This window comes from Psychrobacter sp. 219-2-C, assembly GCF_049560815.1.
Classification (GTDB): Bacteria; Pseudomonadota; Gammaproteobacteria; order Pseudomonadales; family Moraxellaceae; genus Psychrobacter; species Psychrobacter faecalis.
This window is the reverse complement of record NZ_CP186933.1, coordinates 1,024,120-1,041,545: the sequence shown is the minus strand read 5'-3', so window position 1 is coordinate 1,041,545 and position 17,426 is coordinate 1,024,120. Positions and strand designations below refer to the sequence as shown.

Below are 17,426 nucleotides of genomic sequence, written 5' to 3'. Positions count from 1 at the left end.
TATTTTATCCTCATATAAATATAATCGCCCATTAATAATTGCCCACATCATTTCTTTGTAGCCACTTGTGTATATCACTACTCTTACGGCGTTGTTAAAAAAGTGTAGCAACCACTTATTTACTATTAAAGTAAACTCCACTAGCGATGTATACTATTAAGATAGTCTAATGTCGTTATCATTCTTTTCATTTTCATATATCTCGCAATCTATTTGCTTTCACTAACATTCATTCTGCTTTATTGCTGTTGAATACGCTTAATAATGATTAATCATTAAGCGGGTGCTCGCAAGATTTTGTGAAAAGGATTCTTCATGCTACCTGATAAACAAGATAATAAGTCTCATAATATCAAGCGCTCTGATAAGGGCAGCAACACTCATGATTTAGCGACACAATCACCGCTAACAGCTGCACGTTGGTTAAAAAACGTCAGTGCTTTTGGGGTAACGACGGTGTTAAGTGCAGGGATTTTGGTTGCTTGCGGACAAATGAGTAGCGCAGAAAACAATGCTAAGAACAATGCTAAGAGCAATACTAATGCCAGTAGCCAAAACAGTGGCGTGAAAAGCTCACGGGATATGCTGCCATCTGACATGCTCGGGCAAATGCAAGCGTTGCCGCAATTGACCAAGGGTTTAGGCGATACAGGCGCGGCCGTCATTGACCCGAATAAACCTACTTTGATTAAGTTTTGGGCAAGCTGGTGCCCGTTATGTCTAGGCACGCTTGCAGAAACCGAAGAGTGGCGTACCGATCCTAAGTTTGCCGGTTTAAACCTTGTCACCGTTGCCAGTCCCGGTCATCTCAATGAAAAAGCAGAGAGCGATTTCAGGACTTGGTATGCAGGTGTGCGAGCTGATTATCCTAAACTACCCGTATTATCGGACGCTTCAGGCGAGATGATTAATAAGCTCGGCGTGCAAGTGTATCCAAGCTGGGCGATACTCGATAAAAAAGGCAATTTGGTGCATTTGGTCAAAGGTAATATATCAGCAGAGCAAGCCTATGCCCTTGCTGAAAATGCTGATAATGACTTTGCCGAGCTAAAAGCGGGTAATGCCAAACCGGCAAATGCCCAAATTTCAGACAGTAACAGCAAGATAGAAACCATCAAGCAAAAAGATGGCGTTTATTATAACGATAAAGGTAAGGCGATTAATACGCGCTCAATCTATTTGGCAGGCGGCTGCTTCTGGGGCGTTGAGGCTTATATGGAGCGTGTCGAAGGTGTGGTCGATGCAGTCTCAGGCTATGCCAATGGCGACACGGCCAATCCAAGCTATGAGCAAGTGATTCGCGGCTCAGGTCATGCCGAGACGGTTAAGGTTACTTACGATGCCGATAAAACCGATCTTGATACGATTCTAAAATACTACTTGCGCGTGATAGATCCAACCAGCCTCAATAAGCAAGGCAATGATCGCGGCGTCCAGTATCGTTCGGGCGTTTATTACACTGATAAAGCAGACAAAGCGGTGATTGATGCGGCGCTCAAACGTATCCAAAGCCAGTATAAACAAAAAGTCGTGGTAGAAAATAAGCCTTTAGATAACTTTTATCTGGCTGAGATGTATCATCAAGATTATTTGGCAAAAAATCCAAATGGCTACTGTCATGTTGATTTAAGCCTCGCCGATGATAAACCGGAAGGCACTGTGCGTACCAAGCTTGCGCCTGTAAGCACGGTCGCTGAAACCTTAGACCCTAAACGCTATGCGGGCTTTGATAAAGGCGCGCTGAAGAATACTTTGACCAAAGCCCAATACAATATCACGCAAGATGCCGGTACTGAGCGCGCCTTTAGTCATGAATACGACAATTTATTTGCGCCGGGTATTTATGTCGATGTTGTAAGCGGTGAGCCTTTATTTTTATCAACTGATAAATACCAATCTGGCTGCGGTTGGCCAAGCTTCACCAAACCAATTGATAAGCAAGTCATTACCCAACACGACGATACCGCCTTTAACATGGTGCGTACTGAGATTCGTTCACGGGTAGCAGACTCGCATTTGGGTCATGTATTCCCTGATGGACCAAAAGACCGTGGCGGCCTGCGTTATTGTATCAATGGCGGGGCGTTACAGTTTATTCCAGTCGATGTGATGCCGCAGTCAGGCTATGCGCCCTTGGTTAAATTGGTTAAGCCCGCAAAACCTTAATGATTAACCTTGATAATTAAACTCATGAAGAGACGTTAAGTATAGGCTTAACGTCTTTTTTATGGCTGATGTTTCAAATTTATAGGCTATAGTCACATGATGAATACGTTTATTATCGTTGTATTTTTGCTGTTATAACCGTTGAATTATGAAAAATGAGACAAACTTCGTTATACTCAAAATCTCAACGTTTTCTATTATTAGCACCTTGATAGTTATTGATACCTATTTCGTCGCTATATTTTTTAGCGGCTTTTCATTTTTGCATTTAAGGCTGTAACATGACCGTTACTCAAACTTCTAAACCTTTTGAACCTATTATTACCTCGTTATTGGATAACGACTTATATAAATTTACCATGCTACAAGCCATGCTGCATCAGTTTCCGCAGACACATGGCGTGTACCGTTTTCGCTGCCGCAATAACGAAGATACGCTGTATCCATTGGCGGATATCAAAGACGATTTAGAGCAACAGCTGGACAGCTTGTGTGAATTGCGATTTTTAGAAGATGAGCTGGAGTATTTACGCGGATTGCGCTTTATGCGTTCAGACTTCGTTGATTATCTAGAATTGTTTAAGTTAAAGCGCCGTTTTATCACCGTTAGCACCGACGAAAAAGGCCGCTTGTTTATTGACATCGAAGGGCCGATGATTCAGGCAATGTTTTTTGAAGTATTTGTCCTAGCCATTGTGAATGAGCTATATTTTAGTGCTTTATCAAATGCCAGCGTTATTGAAGAAGGGCAGCGTAGGCTAGATGAGAAAGTTGAGTTATTGCATCAGTATGCGGTAAAGCAGGAAAAATATGATAATAATACACCGCCATTTATCGTCGCTGATTTTGGTACTCGTAGACGCTTTAGTAAGGTTTGGCAAGCGCATGTGGTTGAGACTTTGCATAATGCTGAACCGAAAATCGTCAGCGGTACGTCAAACGTTTATTTAGCAAAAAAACTTGGAATGACGCCGATAGGAACGATGGCACATGAGTTTATGCAGGCATTTCAGGCATTGGATGTGCGTTTGCGTGATTCACAAAAAGCGGCACTTGAAGCGTGGGTACATGAATATCGTGGTGATTTGGGTATTGCGCTGACCGATGTCGTTGGGATGGATGCATTTTTACGCGACTTTGATTTGTATTTTGCCAAGCTGTTCGATGGTCTGCGTCATGACAGCGGCGACCCGTATGTTTGGGGTGATAAGGCCATTGCGCATTATAAGAAATTAAAAATAGACCCAAGAACCAAGATTTTGACCTTTAGTGATGGATTGGATTTAAATAAGGCGTGGAATTTACATCAATATTTTAAAGGTCAAATAAGAACCAGCTTTGGCATTGGCACCAATTTGACCAACGATATGGGTATCACCCCGATTAATATCGTCCTAAAATTGGTTGAGTGCAATGGGCAGCCGGTTGCTAAATTGTCAGACAGCCCAGGCAAGACCATGATCAATAATGATACCTATCTTGCCTATTTGCGCCAAGTCTTTGAAGTCGATGAGCCAGAGTAAAATTGGTTTAACTTAAATGTCGCTTTTCTCGATGCTATCTTCTTCGGCGAAAGCGGCATCTAATGCTTGCTGCACGGCATTAATACGAGTTTCGCAAACACGATAAGCGGCAATCGACTCTTCAACCGTTGTCATCAAATTGTCGATATCGGGCTCATCTTGTTGCTGTAGTTCAGCGGCATTGGTTTTTAGAATATCATAAGCTGCCTTAAAGGTCTTTGGGGCGGCTTTTTTACGTTTGCGAGTAGGGGTTGTCATAAGGTTTCCTAATATTCACATTAGTTTAAGAAAAAAATATAGAAAGAAAAGTAGATAAAAAGTTGTTAAATATTTTAATTTCAGGAGTCTGCTGCTGTTATAAATTTTCCTTGCTTGCTGTGTGACTTCGTCACTGTTCGAGGCTACGCAAAATTTATCCCAACAGCTCTGTATTTTTATGGCAAATAGACTATAACTAATTGGTCTTCACATCAATAATCTGTGCTTTTGCTTTACCATCTTTTAAGACGATATGTAGCGTTTGCTCAGCATAAAGTTGCGTACTGCTGGTTAGTATTTTTTTATCTTTTGCATCAGTCAGCATGGTATAGCCTTGCTTAAGCACACGAGAAGGACGATGCAAGAGCACAATATCGCGCAGATATTCGCTATCACGTTGTGCTTGTAGCAACTGCTGCTGGGCATTATGTATGATCGTCTTTTTTTGGTTTTGGCTATAACTTGATGCAATGGTTAATTGCTGATAAGCAGAATTTTGAGTTTGGACTCGCAGCTCACTGGTTCGTCTGGCTGCTTGTTTGACTTGGCGCTGGGCACTTTGCTGAATACTCTGCCAAGCATAATCACTGTCTTTTTGCAGGGCGGTCAGTTGACCAATCGTTTGCGACTGAATGTGACTCAACTGGCGTGACGTTTGTTGCTCAGCGATATTCAGTTGACGCTGCGCTGCTTGTTTGATTTGCGCTTGGTATTGCAGGGTTTGCGTGACGAGCTGGGCCAAATGCGTCATGATAGCAGCAATCACTTTTGATGGTGTATCAAAGCTGCTATGCGCCACTTCATCTAAAATCACTTTATCACGCTCATGACCGATACCAACCCAGACAGGGATAGGTTGCTCGGCAACAAGAGCGGCAAGCTCGTAATCATTGAGATATGCTAAATCACCAACGGCGCCACCGCCACGGATAATGACTAACAAATCTGGCAGGCGCTGATAGGTGTCGTAAAACTGCTGCTGGGCGCTAACGATAGCTTGACGGATTTCTCCTGGTGCGTGATTGCCTTGAAAAGTAGCATGGTGATAATGGAAATGACAGGCATCTGTACGAGCTAAGCGGTCCGCATCGGCTTGAAAGTCGCCCAATCCCGCCGCTTTTTCAGGGGCAATGACTAAGACATGCTCGATATCAAATGGGGTGGGTAGCTGCTGATTTAGGTTTAATAAGCCTTCGCCCGTCAAGCGGTCGACCATCTCCGCATATTGCCGCGCCAAGTCGCCTAAAGTGTAGCTTGGGTCAATATCTTCAATCGTCAGTGAGAAACCGTATTGTGCATGAAAGCCTGCCGATACTTTGAGTAAGACGGTCAAATCACGGTCAAGCGGCATGCCGGTTGCGCGCTCAAACTTTGCTAAGACGCGCGCCGCTTTAAAGCGCCAAAGATTACCACGGCAGCTGGCAATAACTTTGCCGTCGTCATCTTTTTCTGCTAGCTCAAAGTAATAATGCCCACTTTTACTTGATAGGTTGCGAATCTCAGCTTTTACCCATACGCGGTGATTAAAGGTCTGTTTGATGACCATATCGACCGCCGATAAGTAATCACTTAGGCGCAAAACCGTATCTTCTAAACTGACTTCCAGACTGTTTTCTTGCTCAGCCAGTTCCGCCTCCAAGGTCGCTAAATCTTTGGCAGGCACCAATACTTTGTCTTTTTTGGAGCTGACTTGTTTCATATTTGCTAGATTGGGTTTGCGCATAAGAGGAGACCAAAGGTAATCGAGGCTGAAAGGCTGGTGGCGTTAGATTAACTCATCAAAGTAAAGGTTGCAGGTATAAAAGACCAGACAGGATAGTTTACCCCAAAAGTGCCGCGACAAAAAGTAAAGCCAATAAGCTGCGATGAATATAATAGCTATCTCGCAAAATTATTGGCTAAGAGCTTTGTTAAATTATCATTTTTTATTGGCAACGAAAATTAATCATATACTCATAATCATCTTTACGTGATAAATCTGGCGTGCCCGTCCCAAAGATTGAACCGATGACCGCGCCTGCTTGTCCGACCATACGACCCGTTTGCTCATTTAAAATACCGTTATACTTTACTTTGTCATCAACGATAATCACTTGTTTTCTTCCACAAGTTTTTTGCGCACTGTCTATTGCATTTTGCTGAGCTTTGACTTTGCTCTCAGCGATGCCCGTGGTTTCATAAATCGAGTTAGCGCGCTGAATCACCGGTGAAGAAGGCGTGCTTTGACAGGCACTCAAAGCCAGAGCCGAAGCCAGTGTTGCTGTTAAAGTAGCGGTTTTATTAAAAATATTCATAATAGTTTCCTTTTTCCTATAAGTTCAATATATTACTCGACAACTTGTATGAATCTAACGTATTGCGACAAGGAGTGTCTAGGCGGTTATTGTGTGCAACGTTGCAGGTACACAGCAAATTACTTGAAATATAAACCATATCTAGGATAATTGAGGTATTCACTTTTAACCAATAAGTAAATTTATGCAACTGATTCCTGCTCCTGCTGGCGTGCTCGAAGTCGACGCGCTATGGCAACAAGACAATCCTAAAGATGCGAATACCGATATAGTGGCGCTGCTTTGTCATCCCAATCCGTTATTTGAAGGCACAATGAACAATAAAGTGGTCACGACCATGTATCGTTTTGCGCGTGATAGCGGCATGCATGTGGTACGTTTTAACTTTCGCGGCGTTGGCCAGTCAACCGGCGAGCACGACTACGCAGATGGTGAGGTAGTCGATGCGATGACCGTGCTACAATGGATTGCAGAGCAGACCAACGCTCGTAAGCTATGGCTAGGTGGCTTCTCCTTTGGTGGTTATGTGATAGCACGTGTCGCTGAGCAAGTCATGGTAGCGCCGCATATTTGGGGACTGGGTGATTTTGAAATAGCAAACGTTGCTCTTATCGCGCCCTCAGTCGAAAAAAATGACAGCAGTGATATCACTTTACCCATTGATAAAACCTTTGAGATATATGGTAATGCTGATGAAGTGATTGACCCAAACAATATGCAAGCATTTGCTGAGCGTTTAGGGCTGGACGTTAGTATCGTTGATGGTGCTGGACATTTTTTCCATGGACGTTTATCTGAGCTAAAAGGTTTGTTGGAAGAGCATAGTTTTGGCTCTAAAGAGTCGCAGTAAAACCAGCTGGTGTCTTAACCAATTTACCTAAGCATACTTTTAGTTTTTTATATTTATTTTGTCTAATAATGAGTCGTATTATGAGTTTATCTCCCTTGCAACGTTATGAGCAAGCCATCAGCACTGATGAGTTTACTCGAGATGAGCAGCAATATCAGGCAATGAGCTATTTAGATGGGTTGTATCATCAGCTCAATGATAGCGTGGCGCAAAAAAAAGGCTTTTTTAGCTTTTTAAAGTCAAAACCTGCGGCTCCCAAAGGTTTGTATATGTGGGGCGGGGTGGGGCGCGGCAAAACGTGGATGATGGATATGTTTTACGACTCTTTGACCATTGAGCGTAAGATGCGCCAGCATTTTCACCACTTTATGCAGCGCGTCCATCAAGAGCTAAATAATCTACAAGGTCAAAGCGATCCGCTAGAAAAAGTCGCGGATATCATTTATGCAGAAGCACTGATTATTTGTTTTGATGAGTTTTTTGTCTCCAACGTCTCAGATGCGATGATTTTAGGTGATTTGTTTACCATGCTATTTAATCGCGGCGTGACCTTGGTCGCTACATCAAACATTGAGCCAGCAGGGCTTTATAAAGATGGTCTACACCGTGATCGCTTTATGCCAGCCATTGCCGAAGTTGAGCGTCACACCACAGTGATGAATATTGACTCTGGTATTGATTATCGCCTGCGTGTCTTACAGCAAGCGGAGTTATATGAGTCGCCGTTGACTAAGGCCAATCACCACTGGCTTGCCAACCGTTTCGCTAGCTTGTCTAACAATCAAAAAATCAGCAACGCGCCTATTACCATCAATGGTCGCGAAATCAAAATCAATGCCCGTACCGAAGATATTTTATTTTGTGATTTCCGTCATTTATGTATGGAGCCGCGCTCAGCGTCTGATTTTATCGAGATTGCCAAAGAGTTTAGCACGGTGTTAATCAATTCTGTGCCCGCTTTAGATGATGATTTGCGTGATCCGACCCGCCGTTTTATTTATTTGGTTGATGAGTTTTATGATCGCCGCGTCAAACTGTTGGTAAGAGCAGAGCAGCCAATTCTCGAGCTCTATCAAGGACAAAAATTGGCCTTTGAGATTGAGCGTACACGTTCACGCCTGCTTGAGATGCAGTCAGAAGATTATTTGCGCATGGATCATCGTATCGAAGGCTCAGAAGCGGCGTAAGGCATATCGCTAAGGTATTTGCATAATAATAAATAAGGATAAAACATGAATGGTTCTGAAAATAATATGGATAACGGTAACGAACTGAATAGTAACGAACTGAACAGTAATAGGGAAGAAAATCAAGCCGAAAGCCCGAGAGGGGCAAATGCGCAAGTAACCGATGAGCAGCTGATTAATTGGATTAAATCAAGACGCAGTATCGGCAATTTAAGCATTCCGGCACCGACAGAAAGCCAGATTAGAGCAGCTATTGACTGTGCGGTTACCGCGCCTGATCATAAAAAACTGCGGCCGTGGCGCTTTATCGTTACCCAAGGTAATGCGCGTCACGACTTGGGACGTGCCTTTTTAGCGGCTGCTGAAGCACAGGCGGCGCAAGGAGGCGAAGAGTTGTCTGAGAAATCACGCAAAAAAACTTATAATATGCCGCTGCGTGCGCCGGTTATTATTACGGTCGTCACCCACATGCAAGTGCATAAAAAAGTGCCACCTTTTGAGCAAATGCTCAGTGCTGGCGCAGCAGTGCAAAACTTAATTTTGGCGTTACAAGCTCAAGGTTTTAGTACAGTTTGGCGTACGGGCTTATTGGCTAATGAGCCTGCCGTTAAAGCCTATTTTGGCGTTGGCGCAGATGATTATGTCACGGCTTTTGTTTATACTGGAAGCAGTCCGTGTGATATGCCCACTCGTAAGCCGATTGATATTGAGCCATTACTGCGTTTTGAGTCATAGCGTCTAGACAGGTCTATGATTACAGCGATGTTTCAAAAAAGTAAGCGTTGCTATAACGTGATACAGCAAAGCAAAACAATGACCAAACTGGTCACGTTATTTCAATAAAATAACGGTTCTATATCAATAATTGTTGAAACATACCCTCAATCTCACTGTATACTCAGCACAAATTCTCATCATAATTCAGTCAGTCAATACGGATAAAATAATATGACCAGCGCTAATGATAAAAAGACAGATGCAAATATAGAGGACAGTCAAACAGACAATCAAGGTGCTGAAAAACAAAATAGTTTGCTATCCGGTATCATTGAGCGTGCCACCAAATCTGGGCTAGGGCGTAAGAAGTTAAATCCTAGCGCGGTTGAGTCTGCGGTGGCAAAAAATATGGCAGAAATCCATAACAATCCAACCAAATTGCGTTTGGCATTTTTAGGTGGCGGTAGCTTTGGTACGGCAATGGCAAACTTGGCTGCTCGTAATGGCTGTGATACCACGCTGTGGGTACGCAACAAGCGTACTGTTAAGGCTATGGCAAAGACGCAGACCAATAAAAAATATCTGCCCGGTTATAAGCTTGATGATCGCCTCAAATACAGTCATGATTTACAGGCGGCGGTCAAAGATACCGATATTGTGTTCATTGCTGTCCCAGGTCTCGCGTTTCGCGAAACCCTAAAAAGTATCGCGCCCTTTATTAGCGGACAATCTATTGTCTCTTTAACCAAAGGTATGGAAAAAGATACCTTTGCTTTGATGAGTGATATTATTAAAGATGAGCTACCGGAAGTAAACTTTGGCGTAATGTCAGGCCCAAACCTTGCTATAGAAATCATGAAAAATATGCCGTCTGCTACGGTCATTGCTAGTGACTCTGAGCCATTACGCCATGCGGTACAAGCAGCGCTGCATAGTGCTTTCTTTAGAGTGTTTGCCAGTGATGATGTTCGCGGTGTCGAGCTTGGTGGCGCGCTAAAAAATATTTATGCCATTGCCATGGGTATGGCGGCGGCTTATGAAGTGGGCGAAAATACTAAAGCCATGATATTGACCCGTGGTTTAGCGGAAATGAGCCGTTTCGGTGTCCATGCCGGTGCCAATCCGCTGACCTTTTTAGGTCTGTCGGGCGTCGGTGATTTATATGCGACTTGTAGCTCAGAGCTGAGCCGCAATTACCGTATTGGTAATATGCTTGGTCGCGGTATGACCATTGATGCGGCGGTCAAAAAATTGGGTCAAACCGCTGAAGGCGTCAACACCATTCAGCAGGTACATGAAAAAGCCACCAAAGAAGGCATCTATATGCCGATTACCCATGCGCTTCATGCAGTCATTTATGAAGACAAAGCGGCACTTGGCGTTGCTTTACATCTCATGGAAGCAGGATTCCGTAGTGATGTTGAGTTTGTCATGGAGCATGACCATAGCAATGCTGCCCTAACCGCGCAAATGCAAACAGCAAGCAAGACTAAGCATAAAAAAGACGAAAATAAGTAAAGCGTTTAGCAGAATGTAGCTATTTCATTGTTAACATTACTTTATCATCAAAATAGTCAGGTAAACGTAACACACAAGGTGGTTAAGATTATGAAAATTATCTTAGTACGTCATGGTCAAGCAGAAGATGGGACGCGCCCAGACAGTGCACGGCAGTTGACAGATTTTGGCCAGCAGCAAGCGGCGCAAACGGCAGAGTATATTACCACTCATTATCAACCTGACTGTTTTGTTGTGAGCCCTTATAAGCGGGCGCAGCAGACGCTGGCAGAATTACAGTTGCGCGCTCCTAACGTGCCCTCACAAATACAAGAGAATATCACGCCGTCCGACGATGCCCATCAGGCGCTCATCGACATTGGTAATGTTGAAACGGAGTGTCTGGTGGTTGTCTGTCATATGTCTATTGTTGCTCATATCGCTGGCCTGCTGACGGGTGATTACCCTGAATCGTTTGCTTTAGCAGAAGCGCGCGTGTTTGAGATAGATTTTGTGCTGGCGGGTATGGCAACCGAGATAGACCGCTTTGTTCCAGAACAACCTTATTAGTATCAATCATACACACGCTCATAAGACATTTAAATGCTTGCTAGACCATAGCTTTAATAAATGACAGCTTTAATCAGCAATGACTCTAAACAACAGCTTTGATAATTAAGGACACATTTGGTGTTACATGTTTGGTTAAGAGCGCAGCACAGTCCTCTAGCGGTCTGGCACGAAGACATAAAACAATGGCAATTGGTCGACGGCTGGCAACAGCTACATGATATCTATGGTAGCTATAAAACCAATAGTCAAAAATCGGTTTGTCTGTATTTCCCATCAAGCCATGTCTTACAAGTAGAGTCTGAGCTAAATACGGCTCAGCTTAAACAATTAGGTATGAGCGGTAAACAGTATTTATTTGAAGAAACTTCTCTGACGCCGGTTGAACAATTAGCCATTCGCCAAGTGACTGAAAATACCAGTCATCATCTCTATGCTTTGGCTCAAAGCGATATCGAAGCATGGCAGCAAAGCGCCAAGCTTGCTGGCATGAACATCGTAGCATTATTGCCTGATTTTTTATTACTGCCAACGCCAGAAGAGGGTGCAGGTCAGCAGATTGTATTGTACCAAGATCAGCAAACCATGCTGCTACGCCGATCCTTACACCAAGGTATGGCAGTCAGTTACTTGCCTTTAATCTTTGAGCGTTTTCCGCATTTAAGCGAAGTGTTGCTATTGCCAGCTATTGATGATGCTTTTGTAGATTCGAGCCACGCTACTGATATGGTTAATGAGCCTGCGTTCGATGATATTGATTTCACCAAGCATGAAACTACCGTCAAAGTAACTACTCAAACGGCGGCAATGATTGCCGAGCATCAATTACTATTAACCACGCTACCAGTTGCTCCTAAACCGCTTGAAATTCCTGAGCGTCATGCGCTGAACTTTTTTATTAAATCAACTAATTCACAATTATCACCGTATCTGCGGGTGGCGATGATGGTGGCGCTGTCAGCATTGGTATTACAGATGGCGACCGATGGAGTGCAATGGTATCAGTATCAGGCGGCGACCGCGGCGACCAAAACCGAGATTGCGAGCCAGTATAAGTCTTGGTTTCCTAGTGAGCCGCTTAGTACGCGCACCAAATTGCAAGTGCAATTGCAACCAAAACTGCGTAGTGACAGCCAAGCGCCTAACGCTCACATAGCCGTATTATCACGTATATCACCGCTGATTAAACAGTCGTCATTACAAGCGCAGGCGTTAATCATGCAGCCAACTGCGCTCAGCTTTACGCTGATTGCACCAGACCGCGGCAGTCTTGATCAATTTACCAATACGCTTGTCGCCCAAGGCTTAAATGCTAAGCTGGAACAAGTCAATGGCAATGAGCAAGGGCAGTTTAGTGGTCAAGTGACCGTTGATGTGGTAGAAAACAATAGTAGCGTTAGCAATAAAGGGTAACCATGAAAAGATTACAACGCCTCGCCAAACGCAGTACTATGGTGGCTGACCCTAAAAGCAGTGCATTATCAACGCGGATGAGTAGCTTTCAAAATGTCTTACTGACACGTTGGCAAGCATTGTCTGCGCGTGACCAATTAGCCTTACTGCTATTGTCGGCATTTTTGCTGTTATTTGTCGGTGGTTATGGCGGCTATAGCGTCCATCAATCAGCAAAAGCGAGAAAAAATGAGTATCAAAAGCAGGTTGCTGACTATTTTTGGTTGCGTGCCCAAGCTGGTAATATTGATAGCAATGCGTTAAATGCTACCAATTCAGCAGATGGCGCTGAAGCGATGCCGCCGGCTAGCCGTATCAGTGCGCTGTTAAATAACTCAGGGATTGCTGATGCGCAGGTCATTGCAGCAGGCGATGCGGTGCAGCTGAGCTTTACCCATCCAAGCCAAGCGGTGGTGAGTGGCGCACTCGGTAAGCTTGAACAGCAAGGTTGGCAATTTACCCAACTGTCGATGCAACAAGATTTGGTTACCAAGGCCATTCAAGTACAGGCGACCGTGACTTCTTAATATTTTTAGTCAATTATGTAAGAAAAATATTTAACCACGTTAACGCTTTAAAAATTACCACATTGAAAACCTGACAATTTGCCACAATAAAAATAACTACAGACCACAGAACATAACGAGTGACAGCATGATAAATAATTCTAATAATACGATGAGTGATGATAAACGCCGCTCTTTGACGACGTATAACCACATCACCTATTTGCTCTATGTGCTCAGCTATTTTACCGCTGGGCTATTGTGGATTGTGCCTATCTTTATGAACTATGCCAAACGCCGGGATGCTGACGGTACTTGGCTCGCTACCCATTTTGATTGGCAAATCAAGACATTTTGGTACAGTATTGTCCTGTTTGCCATTGGGGTGCTTATCGTCACTTTTGCTTTAGGCGGTTTTGGCGTCAGTATGTTCGCTGAAACCAACAACATTGCCATCGGCTCAGTATTAATGGCCATTTTAGGTTTTATGGTGATGGGCTTTACTTTTATTTGGCATCTGTACCGTATTGTACGTGGTTGGATTGCGCTCGCCGATGGCCGCCCAGTGCCTTAATCTGCAAATATGAGTATGAATAAGTAGTAAATGCCGATAAAAACGCTGTCTATTATCGGCTTTTTTACTAGGTTAAGTCAGTCAATTGGCAGTATTAACGCTTACTTATTGGCAGGGTATAGTGCAATTTTCCTGATGAAACTTTGGTCTTATTTCAGTTAAGCTGATATAATCGCAGCGCTTGACCGCATTCGTTTTTCTCATTCATTATTTCTTTTCAAGCAGGGTCTGTCATTACTATGTCTTACGCCTTACTTCGCCCTTTTTTGTTTAATATGGACCCCGAGCACGCGCATGAGATGACTTTATCTTTACTGGATAAAGCTCATAAAGCGCGCGTGTTGGGCTTAGTATATGGTCAGTCAATGCAGCCAACCGATTGTATGGGCTTGCAGTTTGCCAATCCTGTTGGGCTTGCCGCCGGATTGGATAAAAACGGCGACTATATCGATGCGCTAGCAGAGTTGGGTTTTGGTTTTATCGAAGTGGGTACGGTCACGCCAAAGCCGCAAGTCGGCAATGACAGACCGAGACTGTTTAGAATCAAGCAAGCCGATGCCATTATTAATCGTATGGGTTTTAATAATGAAGGCGTTGACTACCTGATTGAAAACGTCAAGCGCAGTAAATACCAAGGCAATATCGGTATCAATATCGGTAAAAATGCGGCGACTCCGGTTGAAAATGCGGCTGATGATTATGTCTATTGCTTAGAGCGCGTCTATCCGCATGCGTCTTATATTACGGTTAATATCTCCTCGCCGAATACCAAAAATTTACGCGACCTACAAAGCGGTGAAGCGTTAACCCAATTATTAGATACCATTAAAAATCGCCACAATCAGCTGGCAACCGAGTATGGTTTTTATGTGCCTTTGGTCCTAAAAGTCGCCCCTGATTTAGAGCCATCACAAGTGGATTATATCTCTCAGCAGTTGCTGGATTTTGAGATTGATGGTTTGATTGCCACCAATACCACGTTGAGCCGCGTAGGCGTCGAAGATTTGCCCGATGGTGAGCAAGCAGGCGGTTTATCCGGTCGTCCAGTCAGCCACATTAGTACGCAAATTCTACAACAATTCTCCGATCAGCTGGGTGGTAAGGTCACGTTGATTGGCGTTGGTGGTATCGATAGCGGTGACAAAGCCGTCAAAAAAATCGAAGCAGGTGCAGATTTGGTGCAGCTATATTCAGGGCTTATCTATAAAGGGCCGGGACTGGTACAGTCTTGCATTCAATCTATCGGTGGCTATTACGATGCGATGGAAGGTTAAGACTTTTAACGACTTTCATAATGGTAAGCTTTTTAATTTCACTGAAGTACGCGATATAAGATGCAAATGAGGCGATAAACATGAGTGGTTTAGACATTGTGATTGCTGTGGTTGTCCTGATTGGCTTATGGCGTGGTTTTCAGGTAGGTCTGATTAAGACAGCGGTCGGTTTGGTTGGCTGGTTTATCGCACTTATTGCTGCCACACGTTTGGCAGGTTCGGTTGCGCCGCAATTATCAGGTATGGTAGAGAATCCTGTGTTGCAAATGGCGCTGGCGTTTTTAGTGATTGTGATTGCTATTTTAGCCATTATGCATCTGGTCGCGTTTGTGTTTTCTGGGGTGCTTAAAACCTTACGTCTTGGCATCCTTGATAAGATGGCGGGCGGTGTACTTGGCGCGGCAAAAAACGTGCTTATGGTCTTAGTGGTGCTTAGCGTCAGCGCGCCATTATTGGTGCAAATGCCGCAATGGGAAACCTCGGTGCTCGCGCCTGAATTGCTGCCTTATGCGCCCATGGGTAAAGAGCTGGTCTCAGATATGTTTGGGATGGCATGGGATCAGGTCAATCAGTCTTAAGTTTTATAGATTCAAAGGCATGCTAGGCGCTTAAAAAAAGCTATTCAAGCGCCTTTAATGTTCGTAAAATACACCTCTATTTATCATCATTAACTTGTCTTATGGATAATTAGCCTTATCTATTGTCCGTAAGACGTTATTCTCAGCAAGATCATCAGCTTTGCGGCAAAAGATAGGCAAACATTTAAGACACGCTTATCAGCCGTTATTGTGTTATCAATGTGTGGTACAAAATAGGATACAACTATGTGTGGAGTCGTTGGGGTCGCAGCTCATGAGCCGGTCAACCAAATTCTTTATGATGCCTTAACCATGTTGCAGCATCGCGGGCAAGATGCGGCAGGTATTGTGACTTTACAGGATGGGCGTCTTTATTTACGTAAAGAAAATGGCATGGTACGTGACGTGTTTATGAACCGTCATATGCTAAAACTGGTGGGTAAGTTTGGTATCGGTCACGTCCGTTACCCGACCGCTGGCACCTCAAGTAGCGCCGAAGCACAGCCTTTTTACGTCAACTCGCCTTATGGTATTACCCTTGCGCACAATGGTAACCTAACCAATGCTGAAGGTTTGGCTAAGTCTTTATATCAAGAAGATCGCCGTCATTTAAACACCGATTCAGATTCTGAGGTGTTGCTAAACGTGCTTGCGCATGAAATGCAGAATATCAATAAAACCCACCCGACGCCTACGGATATCTTTGCAGCAGTAACAGCAGTTTATAGCCGTATTGAAGGCGCTTATGGCGTGGTTGCTATGATTACGGGGCATGGTTTGCTGGCCTTCCGTGATCCAAACGGTATCCGCCCGCTGATTTTTGGTAAGCGTATGGCTGCTAACGGCGGCACAGAATATATGGTTGCGTCAGAGTCAGTCGCATTGACAGGTTCAGGCTTTAGCATTGTCCGTGATGTTAAACCAGGCGAAGCGATCTTTATTGATTTGGACCATAAACTGCATACGCATCAGTGCGTTGAGCAAAAAGAGTACACGCCTTGTATCTTTGAATATGTGTATTTTGCCCGTCCAGATTCCATTATGGATAATATCTCGGTTTATAAATCACGCCTACGTATGGGTGAAAAACTGGCCGATAAAATCCTTGCTGAATGGGGTGAAGACCACGATATCGATGTGGTTATTCCTATTCCTGATACTTCGCGTACCTCAGCGATGGAGCTGGCGCTAAAGATGAACGTCAAATACCGTGAAGGGTTTATGAAAAACCGCTATATCGGTCGTACCTTTATCATGCCAGGTCAGCAGCAACGTAAAAAATCCGTGCGTCAAAAGTTAAGCGCCGTACCGCTTGAATTTAAGGGCAAAAACGTCCTCTTGGTTGATGACTCAATCGTTCGCGGTACGACGTGTCATGAAATTATCCAAATGGCACGTGATGCTGGTGCCCGTAAGGTATTTTTTGCCAGTGCTGCACCGCCGGTTAAATATCCAAACGTTTACGGTATCGATATGCCAGTGCGTAGCGAGCTGATTGCTTCAGGTCATAGCGTTGAAGAGGTACGTGAGATTATCGGTGCCGACCGCTTGATTTTCCAAGATTTGGACGATTTGATTGAAGCGGTAAAAGATACCAAGCATAGCAAGGTTGAAGGCTTTGATTGCGCAGTATTTAATGGCTGCTATATTACTGGGCAAATCAACGAAGCGTATCTCGATCATCTACAAGAGCAACGTAACGACACCGCCAAAACAGGCAAAAAAGGCGTGCAAATCGTTGCTGATACGCCAGTCGATATGATGGGCGTAGAAGAGTTATAATAGAATAAGTAACTCAAAAATGGTAGTAAGTAAAAAGGCTGGATTCGTAAAGATTCCAGCCTTTTTTATTAGCACAAATAAACGTAGTCAGTATGAAATAAAATGATGAATAAACAGCCATAGGCGGCTGGTATAAATTTTCCTTGCTTGCTGTTATCACAGAGGTTACGAAAAATTCATCCCAGCCGCGCTGTATCT

16 protein-coding genes are annotated in these 17,426 nt (G+C 43.9%); 13 read left to right on the top strand and 3 right to left on the bottom strand.

The window, feature by feature from the left end; genetic code table 11:
• Window positions 1-315 precede the first annotated feature (315 nt).
• A complete protein-coding gene (gene msrAB, locus ACPEGP_RS04165; RefSeq protein ID WP_423814025.1) occupies window positions 316-2,166 on the top strand; it encodes a bifunctional peptide-methionine (S)-S-oxide reductase MsrA/peptide-methionine (R)-S-oxide reductase MsrB in 1,851 nt (616 codons plus the stop codon).
• 281 nt (window positions 2,167-2,447) lie between these two features.
• Window positions 2,448-3,689, top strand: coding sequence for a nicotinate phosphoribosyltransferase (gene pncB, locus ACPEGP_RS04160; RefSeq protein WP_068408208.1), 1,242 nt, complete (start codon window positions 2,448-2,450; stop codon window positions 3,687-3,689).
• 12 nt (window positions 3,690-3,701) lie between these two features.
• Here pncB and xseB read toward each other — a convergent pair whose 3' ends face one another.
• From xseB to ACPEGP_RS04145, 3 genes are all read right to left on the bottom strand, one after another.
• A complete protein-coding gene (gene xseB, locus ACPEGP_RS04155; protein ID WP_144297620.1) occupies window positions 3,702-3,947 on the bottom strand; it encodes an exodeoxyribonuclease VII small subunit in 246 nt (81 codons plus the stop codon).
• A gap of 196 nt (window positions 3,948-4,143) precedes the next feature.
• Complete coding sequence (xseA, locus tag ACPEGP_RS04150; protein ID WP_423814024.1) at window positions 4,144-5,670, bottom strand: exodeoxyribonuclease VII large subunit; 1,527 nt, start codon at window positions 5,668-5,670, stop codon at window positions 4,144-4,146.
• 202 nt (window positions 5,671-5,872) lie between these two features.
• The gene (locus tag ACPEGP_RS04145) at window positions 5,873-6,241 is read right to left on the bottom strand and encodes a hypothetical protein (protein ID WP_144297622.1); all 369 of its coding nucleotides are present in this window, start codon (window positions 6,239-6,241) and stop codon (window positions 5,873-5,875) included.
• A gap of 184 nt (window positions 6,242-6,425) precedes the next feature.
• Here ACPEGP_RS04145 and ACPEGP_RS04140 point away from each other — a divergent pair, with 184 nt between their 5' ends.
• From ACPEGP_RS04140 to purF, 11 genes are all read left to right on the top strand, one after another.
• Window positions 6,426-7,091, top strand: a complete 666-nt coding sequence (locus ACPEGP_RS04140; protein ID WP_423814023.1) for an alpha/beta hydrolase — start codon at window positions 6,426-6,428, stop codon at window positions 7,089-7,091.
• A gap of 80 nt (window positions 7,092-7,171) precedes the next feature.
• Window positions 7,172-8,278: a cell division protein ZapE gene (gene zapE / locus ACPEGP_RS04135; RefSeq protein ID WP_068408266.1), complete on the top strand. Its 1,107-nt coding sequence runs from the start codon at window positions 7,172-7,174 to the stop codon at window positions 8,276-8,278.
• 45 nt (window positions 8,279-8,323) lie between these two features.
• Entirely contained in the window at window positions 8,324-9,013 is a 690-nt protein-coding gene (locus ACPEGP_RS04130; RefSeq protein WP_423814022.1) for a nitroreductase family protein, read from the top strand.
• A 213-nt stretch (window positions 9,014-9,226) separates the two neighbouring features.
• On the top strand, window positions 9,227-10,513 hold the full coding sequence (locus ACPEGP_RS04125) for an NAD(P)H-dependent glycerol-3-phosphate dehydrogenase (RefSeq protein ID WP_286795676.1): 1,287 nt from the start codon (window positions 9,227-9,229) through the stop codon (window positions 10,511-10,513).
• Window positions 10,514-10,603: 90 nt separating this feature from the next.
• Window positions 10,604-11,062, top strand: coding sequence for a SixA phosphatase family protein (locus ACPEGP_RS04120; protein ID WP_423814021.1), 459 nt, complete (start codon window positions 10,604-10,606; stop codon window positions 11,060-11,062).
• 120 nt (window positions 11,063-11,182) lie between these two features.
• Window positions 11,183-12,475 (top strand): type II secretion system protein GspL, encoded by a 1,293-nt coding sequence (gspL, locus tag ACPEGP_RS04115; protein ID WP_423814020.1) that lies wholly within the window; start codon window positions 11,183-11,185, stop codon window positions 12,473-12,475.
• A gap of 2 nt (window positions 12,476-12,477) precedes the next feature.
• Window positions 12,478-13,041 (top strand): type II secretion system protein GspM, encoded by a 564-nt coding sequence (gene gspM, locus ACPEGP_RS04110; RefSeq protein ID WP_423814019.1) that lies wholly within the window; start codon window positions 12,478-12,480, stop codon window positions 13,039-13,041.
• A 127-nt stretch (window positions 13,042-13,168) separates the two neighbouring features.
• The gene (locus ACPEGP_RS04105) at window positions 13,169-13,594 is read left to right on the top strand and encodes a DUF4870 family protein (protein WP_423814018.1); all 426 of its coding nucleotides are present in this window, start codon (window positions 13,169-13,171) and stop codon (window positions 13,592-13,594) included.
• A 239-nt stretch (window positions 13,595-13,833) separates the two neighbouring features.
• Window positions 13,834-14,868 (top strand): quinone-dependent dihydroorotate dehydrogenase, encoded by a 1,035-nt coding sequence (locus tag ACPEGP_RS04100; RefSeq protein WP_423814017.1) that lies wholly within the window; start codon window positions 13,834-13,836, stop codon window positions 14,866-14,868.
• Window positions 14,869-14,948: 80 nt separating this feature from the next.
• A complete protein-coding gene (locus tag ACPEGP_RS04095) occupies window positions 14,949-15,446 on the top strand; it encodes a CvpA family protein (RefSeq protein ID WP_423814016.1) in 498 nt (165 codons plus the stop codon).
• A 246-nt stretch (window positions 15,447-15,692) separates the two neighbouring features.
• Window positions 15,693-17,228 carry an amidophosphoribosyltransferase gene (gene purF / locus ACPEGP_RS04090; protein WP_068408191.1) on the top strand — a complete coding sequence of 512 codons (1,536 nt, stop codon included), beginning with the start codon at window positions 15,693-15,695 and terminating at the stop codon, window positions 17,226-17,228.
• Window positions 17,229-17,426: the final 198 nt, after the last annotated feature.

Coding starts and splice junctions, on each gene's coding strand:
- msrAB (WP_423814025.1), top strand. CDS start 316: ATGCTACCTGATAAACAAGATAATAAGTCTCATAATATCAAGCGCTCT.
- pncB (WP_068408208.1), top strand. CDS start 2,448: ATGACCGTTACTCAAACTTCTAAACCTTTTGAACCTATTATTACCTCG.
- xseB (WP_144297620.1), bottom strand. CDS start 3,947: ATGACAACCCCTACTCGCAAACGTAAAAAAGCCGCCCCAAAGACCTTT.
- xseA (WP_423814024.1), bottom strand. CDS start 5,670: ATGCGCAAACCCAATCTAGCAAATATGAAACAAGTCAGCTCCAAAAAA.
- ACPEGP_RS04145 (WP_144297622.1), bottom strand. CDS start 6,241: ATGAATATTTTTAATAAAACCGCTACTTTAACAGCAACACTGGCTTCG.
- ACPEGP_RS04140 (WP_423814023.1), top strand. CDS start 6,426: ATGCAACTGATTCCTGCTCCTGCTGGCGTGCTCGAAGTCGACGCGCTA.
- zapE (WP_068408266.1), top strand. CDS start 7,172: ATGAGTTTATCTCCCTTGCAACGTTATGAGCAAGCCATCAGCACTGAT.
- ACPEGP_RS04130 (WP_423814022.1), top strand. CDS start 8,324: ATGAATGGTTCTGAAAATAATATGGATAACGGTAACGAACTGAATAGT.
- ACPEGP_RS04125 (WP_286795676.1), top strand. CDS start 9,227: ATGACCAGCGCTAATGATAAAAAGACAGATGCAAATATAGAGGACAGT.
- ACPEGP_RS04120 (WP_423814021.1), top strand. CDS start 10,604: ATGAAAATTATCTTAGTACGTCATGGTCAAGCAGAAGATGGGACGCGC.
- gspM (WP_423814019.1), top strand. CDS start 12,478: ATGAAAAGATTACAACGCCTCGCCAAACGCAGTACTATGGTGGCTGAC.
- ACPEGP_RS04105 (WP_423814018.1), top strand. CDS start 13,169: ATGATAAATAATTCTAATAATACGATGAGTGATGATAAACGCCGCTCT.
- ACPEGP_RS04100 (WP_423814017.1), top strand. CDS start 13,834: ATGTCTTACGCCTTACTTCGCCCTTTTTTGTTTAATATGGACCCCGAG.
- ACPEGP_RS04095 (WP_423814016.1), top strand. CDS start 14,949: ATGAGTGGTTTAGACATTGTGATTGCTGTGGTTGTCCTGATTGGCTTA.
- purF (WP_068408191.1), top strand. CDS start 15,693: ATGTGTGGAGTCGTTGGGGTCGCAGCTCATGAGCCGGTCAACCAAATT.